The following is a 16,847-nucleotide window of genomic DNA, read 5'->3' as shown; positions in this document are numbered from 1 at the left end:
TCAGAAGTTCCTGGTGAGTACGCCCGGAACCACCAGGCATCGCGCGCGTTCTGGGAAGGAACGTGCGACGGTCAGCGCACCGGGTCCAGCGCGACGATGAGCACGCCGACCCACTGCGCACCGAAGGCCACCACGGTCAGGGCGTGGAACACCTCGTGGAACCCGAACTGCGTCGGCACGGGGTTCGGCCGCTTGAAGCCGTAGACCAGCGCGCCGATGATGTACGCGACGCCGCCGGACAGGATGAGCACGGTCATGGGGACGCTCGCGGCGAAGAACTGCGGCAGCAGCCCGAGGGCAGCGCACCCGAGCACCAGGTAGATCGGCACGTACAGCCAGCGGGGCGCGTTGATCCAGAGCACCCGGAACGCGATCCCGAGCGCGGCGCCCGACCACATCACCCAGAGCACGACGACCATGAGCGTGTGCGGCAGGGCGCAGATCGCGACGGGCGTGTAGGTGCCGGCGATGAGCAGCAGGATGTTGGTGTGGTCGATGCGCTTCAGCACGGCCTTCACCTTCGGCCCCCACGGGAACCGGTGGTAGGTCGCGGAGACACCGAACATCGCGAGCGACGTCGCCATGAACACCGCGCTGCCGACCTTCGCTGCGGTGCTGTCGGCGAGGGTGATCAGCACGATCCCCATCGCGATCGCGAACGGGAACGCGCCGAGGTGGATCCATCCGCGCCAGGCCGGACGGGGTTCGGCAGCGGTCGTGGTCGGACTCGCCGACGCCTCTTCCGTGAACGGGACGTGGGGGAGTGTTCCGGTCTCGTGCTCGTCCTGCATGATCCCGACCATAGGGCCTGACCCCGAACGACAGCCACGTGTCCGCCGAGCGGGCGCCTCAGGGAGCGTGTGCCGGTGGTGCACTACGCTCGGTGCGTGACCGGGACGGCGGGATGGACAGGGCGGGGGATCCTCTACCGCGCCTACCAGCGCCGGATCCGCCGCCAGCTCGAGGGTGCAGCGAAGCCCAAGCACGTCGCCATGATCGTGGACGGCAACCGCCGCTGGGCGAAGCAGCTCGGACTCGAGTCCGCCGCACACGGCCACCGCGCCGGCGCCGCGAAGATCCCGGAGTTCCTGACGTGGTGTGACGACCTCGGCATCGAGGTCGTGACCCTGTACCTGCTGTCGGCCGACAACCTGACGGGTCGCGGCGGCGAGGAGCTCGAAGAACTCGTGGGGATCATCGCCGACCTCGCCGGGGTCCTGGCCGACAACCGAGACTGGCGCGTGCAGCACGTCGGGTCGAACGAGGGGCTGCCGGAGAACCTGGTGACCGCGCTCGAACAGGCCGAGCAGCGCACCGCCGGCCGCACCGGGTTGCACGTCAACCTGGCCGTCGGCTACGGCGGCCGTCGTGAGATCGCGGACGCCATGCGGAGCATCGTGCAGGCGCACGGCGCGGGTGGCGGGACCATCGACACCCTGGCCGAGGTGCTGACGCCGGAGCTGATCGGCGACCACCTGTACACGCAGGGGCAGCCCGACCCCGACCTGGTGATCCGGACCTCGGGCGAGCAGCGCCTGTCCGACTTCATGCTGTGGCAGAGCGCGCACAGCGAGTTCTACTTCGTCGAGGCGTTCTACCCGGACCTGCGCGAGGTCGACTTCCTCCGGGCGGTCCGCGACTTCGGGCTCCGGTCGCGTCGCTTCGGCGGCTGAGCAGCCACCTCCCGCACCGGGTTCGTCGGCGGAGCCGCGTCCCAGTAGGCTCTCAGGGTTCAACCCGTGAAAGGTGCACCACCTGTGAACATCGACGAGTACGCCGCCGGCTTCTCCGAAGACCCCGGTTACCTCGACCACGCTGCGTTCGGCCCCGTGCAGACCGCCGTGCTCGAGGAGCAGCGTGTACTCGGCACCATCCAGGCACACATGCGCTTCGGTGCCATGGAGACCCTCGACGAGCAGGACGCCCGCGTCCGCACCGTCGCCGCACGCCTGGTCGGCCGCCGCGAGGACCAGGTCGTCTCGCAGGCCGCGACGACCCCGGGCCTGCTGCACACCGCCTTCGGCCTGACCGGCGGTGTGCTCGTGTCCGCCGACGAGTACCCGTCGCTGCCGCTCGCACTGGCCAGCGCCGCCTCGGCCACCGGCGGACGGGTGCAGCCCGTCGTCATCGAGTCGGGTGCCGGCTGGGTGACCCCCGAGCTGATCCGTGAGCGCCTGACCGACGAGGTGACCGCCGTCGCGGTGTCCCTGGTCGACTGGCGCACCGGCTACCTGACCGACCTCGCCGCCATCCGCGAGGTCATCGGCGACCGCCTGCTCATCGTCGACGCGATCCAGGGCTTCGGCGTCGTCGATGCCCCGTACGAGGTCGCCGACGTCGTCGCCACCGGCGGGCAGAAGTGGTTGCACGCCGGGTGGGGCACCGGGTTCGTGGCGTTCAGCGACCGTGCCCTGAACCGGATCCGTCCGGCATTGTCCGGCCCGCACGGCACGTCCGGCTGGCCCACCGAGGTCCCGGCGGTGCGTCCGGGGGCCGCCGGCTTCCAGATGTCCCGCATCGACCCGGTCGCGCAGGCCCGGCTCGCGGTGTCGCTCGAGCGCCTCACCGCGGTCGGCGTCGCCGCCGTGCAGGAGCGTGTCACCGATCGCGTCGAGCGTGTGTTCGCCATCGCCGACGAGTTCGGGCTCGAGGTCGAGTCCAGCCGTGACCCGGCCGAGCGTGCCGGCATCGTGGTGCTCCGGCCGACGCAGGGTCGCGTGACGGCGTTGTCCGCCGCGATGCACAACCACGGCGTCACCGCGACCACGCGGCTCGGGGTCGCGCGCGTGTCCGTGTTCCCGTCGACCACCGACGAGACCCTGGACATGTTCCGGGACGCCTGCGTCTCGTACGCCACCATGCAGTAGCAGCGGCGCGCCTGCTGCCCCCCGTTCGTCCGGAGCCCGTCGGCAGCACGCGAGCGGTCAGGACACCCCGCTCAGGTCCGCCGGGTGGTCACGAACTGTCGGTCGGAGCGGCCGCAGCCGACAGTTCGTGACCAGCCGGGGCCGCCCGCGCGACGAGTCGCGACCAACGGACGGACTGGAGGCGCGGTGCCAGGCCGCCACGGGCCTCCCGTCCGAAGCTCGCGAGCGGTCACGACACCCCGCTCACGTCCGCCGAGTGGTCACCACCTGTCGGCCGGAGCGGTCGCAGCCGACAGTTCGTGACCAGCCGGCGTCACCGCAGCGAGCGGTGCGAGGCGCGCTCGCGTTGTTCACGCGACCGTAACTCCGGAAACCGCGTGTCGCTGTCGGGGTGTCGGGGGCCGGACGTACGTTGTCCCCATCGGGCACCGCGCCCGATCGAAGCGGCCACAGTCGGTGCTTCGGGACCCGCTCCGTGGCCGCGTTCGAGGACAGGACCGGGCCCGTCGCGGCCCGGGGATGGAGTGGTCGTGACCTCTCAGAACGTCTCTCGCGGAGCACAGCAGCAGCACACCGCGGACTCGTCCACATCGGTCGCCCAGCGCACGTACGTGCTCGACACATCGGTGCTCCTCAGCGATCCACGGGCCTTGTTCCGCTTCGCCGAGCACGCCGTTGTCCTGCCCGTGGTGGTCGTCAGCGAACTCGAGTCGAAGCGCAACGACCCGGAGATCGGGTACTTCGCCCGGCAGGCCCTCCGGCTGCTCGACGAACTGCGCATCGAGCACGAGCGGCTCGACTTCCCGATCGCGATCGGCGACGGCGGCTCGTTCCGCGTCGAACTGAACCACTCCAACCAGTCCGTCCTGCCGTCGGGCCTGCAGCTCGGCGACAACGACTCCCGTATCCTCGCCGTCGCGTCGAACCTGAAGAACGACGGGCTCGACGTCGTCGTCGTGTCGAAGGACCTGCCGCTCCGGGTCAAGGCGTCGTCGATCGGCATGGCGGCGGAGGAGTACCGCGCCGAGCTCGCGGTCGACTCGGGCTACACCGGCATCGCTGACCTGCAGGTCTCCGGCGAGCAGATGTCCGACCTGTACGAGAAGGAGGAGATCCGCTCCGCGAAGCTCGACGGCGTCCCGGTGAACACCGGGGTCGTCATCCACTCCGAGCGCGGATCGGCCCTCGGCCGCGTGCACGTCGCCGGAGCCGTCGCCCTGGTGCGAGGCGACCGCGAGGTCTTCGGACTCCGCGGACGCTCGGCCGAGCAGCGGCTCGCCATCGACGCCCTGCTCGACTCCGAGATCGGCATCGTCTCGCTCGGCGGCAGCGCGGGTACCGGCAAGTCGGCGCTCGCCCTGTGCGCCGGACTCGAGGCGGTGCTCGAACGGCAGCAGCACAAGAAGATCATGGTGTTCCGGCCGCTGTACGCCGTCGGCGGGCAGGACCTGGGCTTCCTGCCCGGTGACGCCGGCGAGAAGATGAACCCGTGGGCGCAGGCCGTCTACGACACCCTCGGCTCGGTGGTCTCGGACAACGTCCTCGACGAGGTCATCGAGCGGGTCCTGATCGAGGTGCTGCCCCTGACCCACATCCGCGGCCGCTCCCTGCACGACGCCTTCGTGATCGTCGACGAGGCGCAGTCGCTCGAACGGAACGTGCTGCTCACGATGCTCTCGCGCATCGGCCAGAACTCGCGGGTCGTGCTCACCCACGACGTCGCGCAGCGCGACAACCTGCGGGTCGGCCGGCACGACGGGATCGCGTCGGTCATCGAGCGGCTCAAGGGGCACCCGCTGTTCGCGCACGTCACGCTGACGCGCTCCGAGCGCTCCGCGATCGCCGCCCTCGTGACGGACCTGCTGGACTCGCCGGACCTGGTGTAGCGGCGTTCTGAACGGGCAACCGCCAGGAGGCGCGGTGCGGGTCGGAGCCGCACCGCGCCTCCTGGCCGTGGTTGCGACCGGAGCGCGCCCCGCTAGTTCGGGTGGGTCATGCTGAGGACGTCGAGCGCCTCGTCGAGCTGCGCCTCGGTGACCTCGCCGCGCTCGACGTGGCCGAGGGCCACGACGGCTTCACGCACGGTGAGGCCTTCGGCGACGGCGTACTTCGCGACCTTCGCCGCCGCCTCGTAGCCGATGACCCGGTTGAGCGGGGTGACGATCGACGGCGAGGACTCCGCGAAGGCGCGGGCGCGCTCGAGGTTCGCCTGCAGCCCGTCGATGGTCTTGTCCGCGAGCACGCGCGAGCTGTTCGCCAGCAGGCGGATCGACTCGAGCAGCGCCGTGCCCATCACCGGGATGGCGACGTTGAGCTCGAACGCACCCGAGGCACCCGCCCAGGCGATGGTGGCGTCGTTGCCGATGACCCGGGCGCCGACCATCAGGGTGGCCTCGGGGATCACCGGGTTCACCTTGCCGGGCATGATCGAGGAGCCGGGCTGCAGGTCGGGGATGTGCAGCTCGCCCAGGCCGGTGTTCGGACCCGAACCCATCCAGCGCAGGTCGTTGTTGATCTTCGTCAGGCTGACGGCGAGCACCTTGAGCGCACCGGAGGCCTCGACCAGGGCGTCACGCGCGCCCTGCGCCTCGAAGTGGTCGACGGCCTCGGTGATCGGCAGGTCGGTGTCGCTCGCGAGCTGGGCGATGACCCGCTGCGGGAAGCCCTTGGGGGTGTTGATGCCGGTGCCGACCGCGGTGCCGCCGAGCGGGACCTCGGCGACGCGGGGGAGCGTCGCCTGGACACGCTCGATGCCCAGGCGGATCTGGCGTGCGTAGCCGCCGAACTCCTGCCCGAGGGTGACGGGCGTTGCGTCCATCAGGTGCGTCCGGCCGGACTTCACGGCGTCGGCCCAGAGCGTGGCCTTCGCTTCGAGGGACTCGGCGAGGTGCTCGAGGGCGGGCACGAGGGTGCGGAGGAGCGCCTCGGTCACGGCGACGTGCACGGAGGTGGGGAAGACGTCGTTCGACGACTGCGAGGCGTTGACGTGGTCGTTCGGGTGCACCGCCGAACCCGCGATGTCGGACGCCAGTGTCGCGAGCACCTCGTTCATGTTCATGTTCGACGACGTGCCGCTGCCGGTCTGGTAGACGTCGACCGGGAACTGGTCGTGGTGCTGGCCGCCGATGATCAGGTCGGCCGCGCCGGCGATGGCGTCGGCGACGGCAGGCTCGACGATGCCGAGTTCACCGTTCACGATGGCTGCCGCACGCTTGATCCGCGCGAGCGCCACGATCTGCGCCGACTCGAGCCCGGTGCCCGAGATGGGGAAGTTCTCGACGGCGCGCTGGGTCTGGGCACGGTAGAGCGCCGACTTCGGCACCCGTACCTCGCCCATGGTGTCGTGCTCGATGCGGAACTCGGTCGGGGTGGTGTCGGTCACGTCGTCGTGGTCCTTCCTGGGGTGCTCGCCGGTCGCGGTCGCGCCGGCCCGTGCCTGCGCCCCGGGGTCGCCGGGGCGGTCGTCGTCGGGGTCGGTCTTCGTCTGGCTCGATCTCTGTCTGGCTCGATCTTCGTCTGACTCGATCTTCGTCTGGGTCGATCTTCGTCTGACTTGATCTTCGTCTGACTTGATCTTCGTCTGGGTCGGTCAGACCTGGCCGACGACGGTGTCGATGGTGACTTCTCCGGTGGCGAGGTCGTAGGTCGCCCCGACGACGGCCAATCTACCCTCGGCCACGGCATCGGAGACCGCGCCGGAGCGCTCGATCACCTGGCGGAGGGTGGCTTCGAGGTGTGCGGCGCCGACGGCTTCCTGCGGGAGCTCGGCGTCGGTGAGCCGGACCTTCTCGACGCTCGGGGCGATCGCGTCCACGAGAGCCTGCAGGTGCGGGGCGGGGACGGGCTCACCGGAGCGGGCTGCCGCGACGGCACCGCACCGCGTGTGCCGGAGCACGACGACCAGCGGTGTGCCCAGGGCGACGACCGCGAACTCGATCGAGCCCAGCACGACGTCGTCGACGATCTGGCCGGCGTTGCGGATCGCGAACAGGTCACCGATGCCGGCGTCGAAGACGTGCTCGAACGGCACCCGCGAGTCCGAGCAACCGAGGACGGTCGCGAACGGCGACTGCGATCCTTCGAGCTCGGTGCGGCGGTCCGGGTCCACGCGGCCCATCCGGCGCTTGTCGGCGGCGAAACGGGCGTTGCCGTCGACGAGCAGGCGCAGGGCGTCGGACGGGGTGGAGGCGGCGCGGTCGGGCATGGGGCTCCTCGGTTCGGGTGGGACGGGGTGGTGACTGGCGGGACCATGCCCGTCGTCGTCTACTCGGTCAGTCGTCGTCTACTCGGTCAGTTCTCGGGAGACGGCGGTCGCGACGGTCCGGAAGGCCTTGTCGTCGGCGGTACCGGAGAGCACGATCGTGTTCTTGCCGAACGTCGAGACGAGCGAGTACGCGTGGTTGCCGGCGTCGGTGCCCTCGGTGCGGCGGTCGTAGACGGTCCACTCCGTGTCACCGATCGTGCGGTCACCGGTGGACGGCCGCTGGTCGAGCTGGTTCGACACCCACGAGGCGTTGGCGTCGATGCCCTGCTGCAGGCCGAGGTACTGCTTGTCCGGCGTCACGAAACCGACGGTCCAGACGTCCACGCCGTCGGTGGTCTTGCTCGCGAAGTCCGCGCGGTTGGCGCTGTAGCCGTCCGGCAGCGGCGGCGCCACCAGGGTGACGTCGTCGACGTTCGCCTTCGCCGCGATCTGCTGGTAGTCGACGGTGCGGTCGACCGTGGTGTCCGGCCGGACGACGACCGCCACCAGGAACAGCACGATGCCGAGCGAGGCGATGAGCGCGATGACCAGGTTGAACGCGGTCTGGTGCTGCCGGCGGGCGGTCCGGGCAGCGTCCTTGCGGGCCCAGGTCTCCTCTGCCGTCTCGGGGCGACCGAGCTCGGCGACGATCGGGCGGCCGTTGGGGTCGGTCATCGCCCGGAGCCGTCCTGGCCGTCGCTGGCGGCACGGGCCGCGTCGAGCCGTGCGCGGGCACCGACGAGCCACTCTTCGCACCGGGCGGCGAGGGCTTCGCCCCGCTCCCAGAGCGCCAGTGAACGCTCGAGGGTCGCGGAGCCCTGTTCGAGCTCGCTCACGACGCGCACGAGTTCGTCGCGGGCCGCTTCGTAGCTCAGCGACTGGACGTCGGTCTGCTCGGGTTCCTGCTGGGATGGCACGGGACGATCCTACCGAGCGTCCACCGACGATCCGCCGCCCGGACCCAGGCTGTGGAGAACACCCGTGGCGGTCAGGAGCCGTCCGGGCCGGGGCCGTCCGGTTCGAGTGTGCCCGTGGCCGTGCCGGCACCGAGCGTGACGTGCACCGGCGTCGCTCCGGACAGGTCGTCCGTGCCGCGGACGACACCCCCGTCGGCACGCTGCACGATGGCGTACCCGCGGCGCAGGGTGTCGCGGGGCGAGAGCGCGCGGAGGCGGGCGGTCAGGTGGCCGACCTCGGAGTGCCCGCGCTCGAGCCGGCGGTCGAGCAGTTCGCGGGCACGGGACAGGTCGCGCGCGACCTCTTCCGCACGGGTGTCGACGAGCCACGCGGTCGACGCCAGGGCCGGCCGAGACCGCAGCGCGGCGAGCCGGTCGGCCTCGACCGACAGCGTGTGCGAGAGCCGCAGCCCGAGCCGGGCGCGGGCCGCCCGGACGTTGGCGAGTTCCTCGGCGACGTCGGGCACGACCCGCTTGGCCGCGTCCGTGGGGGTCGAGGCGCGCAGGTCGGCGACCTCGTCGAGGATCGGGCGGTCGGCCTCGTGCCCGATCGCCGAGACGATCGGAGTCGACGCCGAGGCCGCGGCACGGACGAGTCCTTCGTCGCTGAAGCCGAGCAGGTTCTGGAAGTCACCGCCGCCGCGGGCGATGATGATGACGTCGACCTCGGGGTCGGCGTCGAGCTCGAGGATCGCCGCAGTGACCTCGCCCACGGTCCGTTCACCCTGCACCGCGGTGTGCACGGTGCGGAACTCCACCTGGGGCCACCGCAGCTGCGCGTTCCGCTTGACGTCCTTCTCGGCGTCGGAGTCCTTGCCGGTGATCAGGCCGATGCGGTGCGGCAGGAACGGCAGACGCAGCTTGCGGGACGGGTCGAACAGTCCTTCCTCGGCGAGGGTGCGACGAAGGCGCTCGAGGCGTTCGAGCAGGTCACCGAGGCCGACGTGCTTCATCTCGACGACCTGCATGGTCAGCGAGCCGCCCTTGACCCAGTAGTTCGGCTTGAGCGCGGCGACGACACGGTCGCCCTGCTTGATGTCCGCCGGCACCCGGGAGCGCACGCTCGACCAGATGGAGAACGACACGGTGGCGTCGACCTCGACGTCCTTGAGCTTGCCGTACACGTTGCCGCCGGCGACGTTCCACTGCGTGATCTCGCCCTCGACCCACGCGGTGCCGAGCCGGTCGATCCAGTCGCGGAGCTTCGCGCCGAGGAGCGCGACCGGCCACGGGTTGTCGGCCGTCGGCGGGCCCTGTTCGATCGCCATGTCGCTCCTTGTCCTGCTGGGACGTCCATCGTGCCCGAGACCGGTGACAGGGGACGGCCGTCGTGTTCTCCACAGGCGCCCCGCGCGCCCAGGTCGCGTGCGTGCTGCTCACCTATCATCGGGGACGTGACGATCACCAACGGCCACACGGTCCCGCTCGCCCCGCCGCGTGTGCACGCGGCACGGGGCCGACTGCGTGACGAACCGGTCGCCGGCCCCAAGAAGGTGCTGCTCGCGGCCCCCCGCGGCTACTGCGCCGGGGTGGACCGCGCGGTCGTCGCGGTCGAGAAGGCGTTGGAGCAGTACGGCGAGCCCGTCTACGTCCGCAAGCAGATCGTCCACAACGTGCACGTGGTGTCGACGCTCGAGCAGCGCGGAGCCGTCTTCGTCGACGACGTGGCCGAGGTCCCCCGGGGTTCGCACGTGGTCTTCAGCGCGCACGGTGTGTCGCCGGCCGTCGTCGCGGGTGCCGCCGAGCGCGACCTGCACGCCATCGATGCCACCTGCCCCCTCGTCACGAAGGTCCACCGCGAAGCCACTCGGTTCGCCAAGGCCGAGCGCACCATCATCCTGATCGGGCACGCCGGCCACGAAGAGGTCGAAGGCACGATGGGGCACGCTCCGGACCGTACGATCCTGGTGAACGGCCCCGACGACGTCGCCGCGCTCTCGGTCCCCGACCCGGACAACCTCGTCTGGCTGTCGCAGACCACGCTCAGCGTCGACGAGACGATGGAGACCGTGCGGCTGCTGCGCGAGAAGTTCCCGGCCATCCAAGACCCCCCGTCGGACGACATCTGCTACGCCACCCAGAACCGCCAGGTCGCGATCAAGAAGGTCGCGCCCGTTGCCGACCTGGTGATCGTGGTCGGCTCGGCGAACTCGTCGAACAGCGTCCGCCTGGTCGAGGTCGCGCTCGAGCACGGTGCGCGCGCCGCCCACCGTGTCGACTACGCGGAAGAGATCCAGCAGGAGTGGCTCGACGGTGTCGAGACGGTCGGCGTGACCAGCGGTGCATCCGTGCCGGAAGAACTCGTGGCCGAGGTGCTCGAACAGCTCGCCGACGCCGGGTACGCCGCCGTCGAAGAGGTCGTCACCGCACACGAAGACCTGATGTTCTCGCTCCCCAAGGAGCTCCGCACCGACGCCTCGGGCAACCCGACGCGCGCGCTCGGCGGGCGTCGGGCATGAGCGGCGCGGACGGCTGGTCCTCGGTCCCGCGTCGCGACCCGGCGAACCACGTCGACGCCGGTGCCGGTGCCGGCCAGGAGGCCCGGGGTGCGTCCCCGACGTCGGCCGCCGGTCCCGTGAACGGACGGCCCCAGGGCCGTCCCGCACCCGGGTACGGCGAGTACGCGCCAGAGGGGTGGGTCAACCCGGTCCTCGTCGAGCAGGAACGCCAGGAGCGTGAGCGTCAGGCGCAGGAACGGCAGGACCAGACCTCCGCCACCGGCGTGCGCGACGCCGCTCCGAGCGACGGCGTCCACGGCGACCGTGCCGGTACCGATGTTCGTTCCGGTGCAGTCCCTGCTGGGGCGCAGCGGTCGATGGCCCGCAGCCGGTTCGGGCGCACGCCCGCCGACTTCGTGCTCACCGTCGGGCTGCTCGCCTTCGGGCTCGTCTCCGTGGTGCAGTCCCTGTCGGTCGGCGAGGTCGCCTCGACCGTGCGGCGCACCCTCGAGACCCAGTACACGGCGCTCAACGACCCGAGTGCCCTGAGCGCGGCGGCCGCGATCGCCGCGATCACCAACGTGGTCGTCTTCGCCCTGGTCGCCTGGTGGTCCATCCGTCGGCTCCGCGCACGGAAGCGGACGTTCTGGGTGCCGCTGGCCGGAGCCGTCGTCGCCACGGCGATCAGCACGATCGCGTTCGTCGTCGTGGTCATGCAGGACCAGGCCTTCGTCGACTTCATGCTGCGACAGTCCGGCGCCTGACCCCCTGACCGCCTGACGGCCTGACGGCCTGACCGCGGCGCCGGCCTCCGGGCGCCGAGTGGTCGCAACACGCCGCGGGCCCGCCGTCGAGTGGTCACGAGGTGTCGTCCGGCACCGGCGTGACCGACGCTTCGTGACCTCTCGGCCCTGCGCGTACGGGGAGTTGTGACCTCTCGGCAGCCCTTCCGTCTGCCAGTCGCGGTGGGGAGCCCTTCCGGCGATCGTCGTCAGCCTCGCGGGCGCGCGCAGCCCCAACTGCGGTGTGGTCGCAACACGCCATGGGTCCCCCGTCGAGCGGTCAGAAAGTGTCGTCCGGCACCGGCGCGATCGACAGTTCGTGACCCCTCGGCCCTGCTCGTACGGGGAGTCGTGACCACTCGACCGCCCGCGCCGGGGCTGCCGTCGAGCGGTCAGAAAGTGTCGTCCGGCACCGCCGCGAGCGACAGTTCGTGACCGCTCGGCCGGTGCACGCGGGGAGTCACGACCACCTCACCCCAGCCCGCCGACGCCGCCCGGAGGTCAGCCGGCCAGGAAGGCGGCGACCGCTCCGTGCAGGGCAGCCAGGTCGTCGACGTGCACGAGCTCCCGGATCGAGTGCATCGACAGCAGCCCGACGCCGATGTCGATCGTCGGGATCCCGAGCCGGGTCGCCGCGATCGGGCCGATGGTCGAGCCGCCGGGGATCGTGTTCACGTTGACGAACGGCTGCCACGGCACACCGGCGGTCTCGCACGCGGCTGCCCAGACGGCCTCGCCCTTCGCCTCGGTCATGTAGCGCTGGTTCGCGCTGATCTTCAGCAGCGGTCCGGCTCCGGGGCGCGGACGGTTCGTCGGGTCGTGCTTCTCCGGCTGGTTCGGGTGCACCAGGTGCCCGGCGTCGCTCGACAGCAGCCACGACGCACGGAACGCCCGGGCGGCCTCGGAGCGGGTGGCGCCGAGGCCCTCCTGCACACGGCCGAGGACGTCCTCGAGGAACGGACCACCGGCACCGGACGGCGTCGACGACCCGATCTCCTCGTGGTCGAACGCCGCGAACACCGGGATGTGGTCACCGTCGGTCGGGGCGTCGACGATGCCTCGGAGCCCGGCGTGCACGCTCGTCAGGTTGTCCATCCGGCCGGACGCCAGGAACTCCCGCTCGATGCCGATCCGGGCCGGCGCCTGGGTGTCGGCGAGGAACAGGTCCCACGACACCGCACCCTCGCCGAGCCGGGCGAGCAGCCACTCCACGACGGAGGTCCCACCGGCGTCGCCGTCGACCCCGACGATCGGCAGGGTGTGGCGCTGGCGGTCGATCTCCTTGCCGTCGTTGACCCCGCGGTCCAGGTGGATCGCCAGGTTGGGGATCCGCGCGACGGCGTCGGTGCTGACGAGCCGCACACTGCCGTCGGCGTCGACGACCCGGCCGGCGATCCGCAGGTCGCGGTCGAACCAGGTCGACAGGAGCGCGCCGCCGTAGACCTCGACGCCCAGCTGCTCCCAGCCGCCGGTGCGGACGCCGGGGTTCGGCTTCACGCGGAAGCCGGGGGAGTCGGTGTGGGCGCCGAGGATCCGGAACGGCGTCGTCGGGCCGGCACCGTCGGGCAGGCGCCACGCGATTACGGCGCCGTCGCGGACCACCACGTACGCACCGGCTTCGGTCGGCCAGGCGTCGAGCTCGGACAGCTCGGTGAACCCGGCAGCGACGAGACGGTCACGCGTCGCCGCCGCCGCGTGGAACGCGGTGGGCGAGTCGGTGACGAACTGGGCGAACTCGGAGGCGATGGCGTCGACGGTCACCCGCCCATCGTGGCACGCGGTGGTGGCGACCCGACGCAGAACGGGGCGCGTCCGTCGGACGCACCCCGTTCCTCCAGGCCGGTGGACCCGACCCGACGGACCTGCTCAGCCCTTGGCGTGACCGGCCGAGCCGAGGACCTTCGCGGCCTCGACGACGCGGGCCGCCATGGCGGTCTCGGCGACCTTGCCCCAGGCGCGGGGGTCGTACTGCTTCTTGTTGCCGACCTCGCCGTCGATCTTCAGGACGCCCTCGTAGTTGCGGAACATCGAGTCCGCGATCGAGCGGGTGAACGCGTACTGCGTGTCCGTGTCGATGTTCATCTTGATGACGCCGTTGCGGACGGCCTCGTGGATCTCGTCGTCGGTCGAACCGGAGCCGCCGTGGAACACGAGGTCGAGGGGGTTCTCGCCGGTGCCGTGCTTCGAGGCGACCGACGCCTGGATCTCGCCGAGGAGCTCGGGGCGGAGCTTGACGTTGCCCGGCTTGTAGACGCCGTGCACGTTGCCGAAGGTGAGCGCCGCGATCCAGCGGCCCTTGTCGCCGAGCCCGAGGGCGTCGACGACCTTCTCGACGTCGTTCGGGGTGGTGTAGAGCGCGTCGTTCGTGCCCTCGTGCTGGACGCCGTCCTCTTCGCCGCCGACGACGCCGATCTCGACCTCGAGGATCGCGTTGATGTTCCGCGTCTTCTCGATCATGGTCTTCGCGATCTCGATGTTCTCGTCGAGCGGCACGGCCGAACCGTCCCACATGTGCGACTGGAAGATCGGGTTGCGACCCTGACGGACCTCTTCCTCGCTCGCCGCGATGAGCGGCAGGACGAAGCCGTCGAGGGCGTCCTTCGGGCAGTGGTCGGTGTGCAGCGCGACCGTGATGTCGTAGTTCTTGGCCACCTCGTGGGCGAACTTGGCCATCGCGAGGGCACCCGCTGCGCGGTTCTTGATGGTGTGGCCGGCGAAGTAGTCGGCACCGCCCGTCGTGACCTGGAGGATGCCGTCGGAACCGGCTTCCTGCAGGCCCTGGAGGACCGCGTTGATGGTCTGCGAGGAGGAGACGTTGACCGCGGGGTACGCGAACTTGCCCGCCTTCGCGCGTTCGATCATCTCGGCGTACTGTTCCGGCGTTGCGATGGGCACGTGGATCTCCTTCGACTTCGGTGATGTCCCCGCCGATCGTAGTCAGAAGCTCTGGAGGCGCGGTCCGGGTTACGTGGTCGGCTCACGTCCGGCGTGCACATGCGTGCACGGGCCCGGCGTCCGGACCGTCGGTCGGCCGCCGGTCGGTAGGCTCGGATCGTGACTCCCACTACCGAAACCGGCTCCCTGTTCCTCCAGCCCGACCGCAACCTCGCGCTCGAGCTCGTGCGTGCGACGGAGGCCGCCGCGATCCGTGCGCAGCCGTGGGTCGGGCGTGGTGAGAAGAACCTCGCCGACGGCGCCGCGGTCGACGCGATGCGCAAGTTCCTCGGCACGGTGAACTTCGACGGTGTCGTCGTCATCGGTGAGGGCGAGAAGGACAACGCCCCGATGCTCTACAACGGCGAGCACGTCGGCAACGGTCACGGTCCGGCCTGCGACATCGCGGTCGACCCGATCGACGGCACCTCGCTCACCGCCGCCGGCCGCCAGAACGCCATCTCCGTCATGGCCGTCTCGGACCGCGGCTCGATGTACGACCCGTCTGCCGTGTTCTACATGGACAAGATCGCCGCCGGCCCCGAGGGTCGCGGTGTCCTGGACCTCGAGAAGCCGATCGGTGACAACATCCGTGCGCTGGCGAAGGCCAAGGGCAAGGACCTCGAGGACATGGTCGTCGCCGTGCTCGACCGTCCGCGCCACGACGAGCTGATCCGCGCCATCCGCGCGACCGGTGCCGGCACGCGACTGCTGCTCGACGGTGACGTCGCCGGTGGCATCGCCGCCGCCCTGCCCGGCTCGACGATCGACATGTGCGTCGGGGTCGGCGGCACCCCCGAGGGCATCATCACGGCGTGCGCGATCAAGGCGCTCGGCGGCGTGATCCTCGGCAAGCTCCAGCCGAAGGACGACGAGGAGCGCGAGCGCGCCATCGCCGCCGGCCACGACCTGGACAAGGTCCTCGACCAGGACGACCTGGTCACCGGCGACAACACGTTCTTCGTCGCCACCGGCGTCACCGACGGCGTCCTGGTCGACGGCGTGCGTCGTTCGCGCGGCGTCATCCACACGGACTCGCTCGTGCTCCGCTCGCGCTCGAACACGATCCGCCGCATCCAGGCGGACCACCGTGCGGAGAAGTGGTTCTGAGCCCCAGGCCGTCCTGATCGGCGCAGATCCGTGCTGAACCTCTGAACCCGCCCGAACCACGCGATCCCGTGGTTCGGGCGGGTTTTCATTGTGCGGTGCGGTGCGGTGCGGTGCGGTGCTGCGCCGTCAGTCCTCGTCGACCGCCCCGACGAGCTCCGGCGCCGTGAGCAGCCGCGGCTCGTCCTCGATCGAGGACGGGTCCGCGATCACCTTCGACTCGTCGAGCAGCGACAGCCGACGGGCGCTCGGCAGCACCTGGCGTTCGAGGGACCCGACGAACCGGTTGTAGTCGACGACGGAGCCCCGGATCGACCTGCCGAGCTTGTCGACGTGTCCCGCCATCGTGGACAGCCGGCCGTAGAGCTCGCGGGAGACCTTGAAGAGCTCGTACGCCTCTTGCGAGACGACGTCCTGCTGCCACGAGAAGGCCACGGTCTTGAGCACGGACCACAGGGTCACGGGTGAGGCGAGGGCGATGCGTTTGCGGAAAGCGTGGTCGAGCAGCCCGGGGTCGGCGGCGAGGGCGCTCGAGATGAGCGACTCGGACGGGATGAAGGCGACGGTGAGCTCGGGTGAGGCGTCGTAGCCGGTCCAGTACTCCCGTGCGGCGAGGGCGTCGACGTGCGCGCGGAGGGCCTTGACGTGCTGCGCGATGAGCTGGTCGCGTCGGGCTGCCTCGGCGCCGGTGGCGGTCGCCGGGATCTCGGCGGCCTGCAGGTAGGCGCTGAACGGCACCTTGGCGTCGACGGCGATGGTCTTGCCGCCGGGCAGGTGCACGACCATGTCCGGCCGGGCGGAGCCGACGGCCGTGGTGACGGAGGACTGCACGTCGAAGTCGACCCGTTCGAGCAGCCCGGCGGCCTCGACCACGTTGCGCAGCTGCGTCTCGCCCCAGACGCCGCGCGTGCTGTTCGACGACAGGGCGCTGGCCAGGGTGTCGGCGGTGGCGCGCAGGCGCTCTTCCGACTCGGCGGCCGACCGGAGCTGCGCCGACAGCGCGCCGTACTGCTCGCTCCGCGACTGCTCGAGCTCGGCGATCTTCGTGCGCATCACGTCGAGCGTCTGCGCCACGGGGCTGAGCGCGGAGAGCACCTTCGACTCGTTCTGGTTGCGCGCAGCGTCGACGCCGTGCATGCGCTGCACCAGGTGCTCGAGCTCGGCGGAGCGCCGTTCGAGCGAGTCGACCTGGCGGCGGTACTGCGTGTCCTGGGCATCGAGGCGTTCCTCGGCGTCGCGCCGGGCGGCTTCGAGCTGGCCGCGGAGTGCCTCGGCCGTCGCACGGGCCGATGCGGCGTCGACGCCCGCGCGCGACCGGGCGAGCGACCAGGCGACGACCGAACCGACGGCGATGCCGATCACGAGACCGATGACCAGGGCGAGGATCTGCATGTCGCGACCCTGGCAGAACCCACCGACACCGCGCCTCCCGGCACACCGGCGCAACGGGCCGGGCCAGCGCGACGGACCTCGGGATCCATGTCATGACATTAGGGCAAACAGGGTGTACAGTCGTGATC

The 16,847-nt window shown here is 70.9% G+C and carries 15 protein-coding genes; 6 read left to right on the top strand and 9 right to left on the bottom strand.

Annotated elements, in window-relative coordinates; genetic code table 11:
- Window positions 1-71: 71 nt before the first annotated feature.
- The gene (locus DEJ30_RS09305; RefSeq protein WP_258369886.1) at window positions 72-791 is read right to left on the bottom strand and encodes a hemolysin III family protein; all 720 of its coding nucleotides are present in this window, start codon (window positions 789-791) and stop codon (window positions 72-74) included.
- 96 nt (window positions 792-887) lie between these two features.
- On the opposite strand from DEJ30_RS09305, the gene DEJ30_RS09300 reads away from it, so the two are divergent.
- The 3 genes from DEJ30_RS09300 (at window position 888) to DEJ30_RS09290 (ending at window position 4,753) form a co-directional block, all read left to right on the top strand.
- Window positions 888-1,673 carry an isoprenyl transferase gene (locus tag DEJ30_RS09300; protein WP_027464506.1) on the top strand — a complete coding sequence of 262 codons (786 nt, stop codon included), beginning with the start codon at window positions 888-890 and terminating at the stop codon, window positions 1,671-1,673.
- A gap of 84 nt (window positions 1,674-1,757) precedes the next feature.
- Window positions 1,758-2,867 (top strand): aminotransferase class V-fold PLP-dependent enzyme, encoded by a 1,110-nt coding sequence (locus tag DEJ30_RS09295; RefSeq protein WP_110860697.1) that lies wholly within the window; start codon window positions 1,758-1,760, stop codon window positions 2,865-2,867.
- Between the two features lie 524 nt (window positions 2,868-3,391).
- Window positions 3,392-4,753 carry a PhoH family protein gene (locus tag DEJ30_RS09290; RefSeq protein WP_181420074.1) on the top strand — a complete coding sequence of 454 codons (1,362 nt, stop codon included), beginning with the start codon at window positions 3,392-3,394 and terminating at the stop codon, window positions 4,751-4,753.
- A gap of 92 nt (window positions 4,754-4,845) precedes the next feature.
- Here DEJ30_RS09290 and DEJ30_RS09285 read toward each other — a convergent pair whose 3' ends face one another.
- The 5 genes from DEJ30_RS09285 to xseA all read right to left on the bottom strand — a co-directional run bounded on the left by DEJ30_RS09285 (window position 4,846) and on the right by xseA (window position 9,334).
- Window positions 4,846-6,249, bottom strand: a complete 1,404-nt coding sequence (locus DEJ30_RS09285) for an aspartate ammonia-lyase (RefSeq protein WP_110860695.1) — start codon at window positions 6,247-6,249, stop codon at window positions 4,846-4,848.
- A gap of 207 nt (window positions 6,250-6,456) precedes the next feature.
- Window positions 6,457-7,071: a carbonic anhydrase gene (locus DEJ30_RS09280; RefSeq protein ID WP_027464510.1), complete on the bottom strand. Its 615-nt coding sequence runs from the start codon at window positions 7,069-7,071 to the stop codon at window positions 6,457-6,459.
- A gap of 78 nt (window positions 7,072-7,149) precedes the next feature.
- A complete protein-coding gene (locus DEJ30_RS09275; RefSeq protein WP_110860693.1) occupies window positions 7,150-7,785 on the bottom strand; it encodes a DUF4245 domain-containing protein in 636 nt (211 codons plus the stop codon).
- On the bottom strand, window positions 7,782-8,027 hold the full coding sequence (locus tag DEJ30_RS09270) for an exodeoxyribonuclease VII small subunit (RefSeq protein WP_110860691.1): 246 nt from the start codon (window positions 8,025-8,027) through the stop codon (window positions 7,782-7,784). Before DEJ30_RS09270 ends, DEJ30_RS09275 begins: the two co-directional genes overlap by 4 nt.
- 71 nt (window positions 8,028-8,098) lie before the next feature.
- Window positions 8,099-9,334, bottom strand: a complete 1,236-nt coding sequence (gene xseA / locus DEJ30_RS09265; protein ID WP_110860689.1) for an exodeoxyribonuclease VII large subunit — start codon at window positions 9,332-9,334, stop codon at window positions 8,099-8,101.
- A 126-nt stretch (window positions 9,335-9,460) separates the two neighbouring features.
- Between xseA and DEJ30_RS09260 the strand changes: the two genes are divergently transcribed.
- Together DEJ30_RS09260 and DEJ30_RS09255 are read left to right on the top strand one after the other, a co-directional pair.
- Entirely contained in the window at window positions 9,461-10,525 is a 1,065-nt protein-coding gene (locus DEJ30_RS09260; RefSeq protein ID WP_375231874.1) for a 4-hydroxy-3-methylbut-2-enyl diphosphate reductase, read from the top strand.
- Window positions 10,522-11,268: a DUF6264 family protein gene (locus tag DEJ30_RS09255; RefSeq protein WP_110860687.1), complete on the top strand. Its 747-nt coding sequence runs from the start codon at window positions 10,522-10,524 to the stop codon at window positions 11,266-11,268. Before DEJ30_RS09260 ends, DEJ30_RS09255 begins: the two co-directional genes overlap by 4 nt.
- 519 nt (window positions 11,269-11,787) lie before the next feature.
- Here the strand turns inward: DEJ30_RS09255 and DEJ30_RS09250 are convergent.
- Together DEJ30_RS09250 and fbaA are read right to left on the bottom strand one after the other, a co-directional pair.
- Window positions 11,788-13,047: a M18 family aminopeptidase gene (locus tag DEJ30_RS09250; protein WP_110860685.1), complete on the bottom strand. Its 1,260-nt coding sequence runs from the start codon at window positions 13,045-13,047 to the stop codon at window positions 11,788-11,790.
- A 105-nt stretch (window positions 13,048-13,152) separates the two neighbouring features.
- Window positions 13,153-14,181, bottom strand: coding sequence for a class II fructose-bisphosphate aldolase (fbaA, locus tag DEJ30_RS09245; RefSeq protein ID WP_110860683.1), 1,029 nt, complete (start codon window positions 14,179-14,181; stop codon window positions 13,153-13,155).
- A gap of 159 nt (window positions 14,182-14,340) precedes the next feature.
- On the opposite strand from fbaA, the gene glpX reads away from it, so the two are divergent.
- Window positions 14,341-15,330 (top strand): class II fructose-bisphosphatase, encoded by a 990-nt coding sequence (gene glpX, locus DEJ30_RS09240; RefSeq protein ID WP_017886722.1) that lies wholly within the window; start codon window positions 14,341-14,343, stop codon window positions 15,328-15,330.
- Window positions 15,331-15,456: 126 nt separating this feature from the next.
- Here the strand turns inward: glpX and DEJ30_RS09235 are convergent, their stop codons facing one another.
- Window positions 15,457-16,719: a DNA recombination protein RmuC gene (locus tag DEJ30_RS09235; RefSeq protein ID WP_110860681.1), complete on the bottom strand. Its 1,263-nt coding sequence runs from the start codon at window positions 16,717-16,719 to the stop codon at window positions 15,457-15,459.
- Window positions 16,720-16,847: the final 128 nt, after the last annotated feature.

The sequence above is a fragment of the Curtobacterium sp. MCPF17_003 genome (assembly GCF_003224385.1).
Classification (GTDB): domain Bacteria; phylum Actinomycetota; class Actinomycetes; order Actinomycetales; family Microbacteriaceae; genus Curtobacterium; species Curtobacterium flaccumfaciens.
This window is presented reverse-complemented; position numbering and strand designations above follow the sequence as displayed.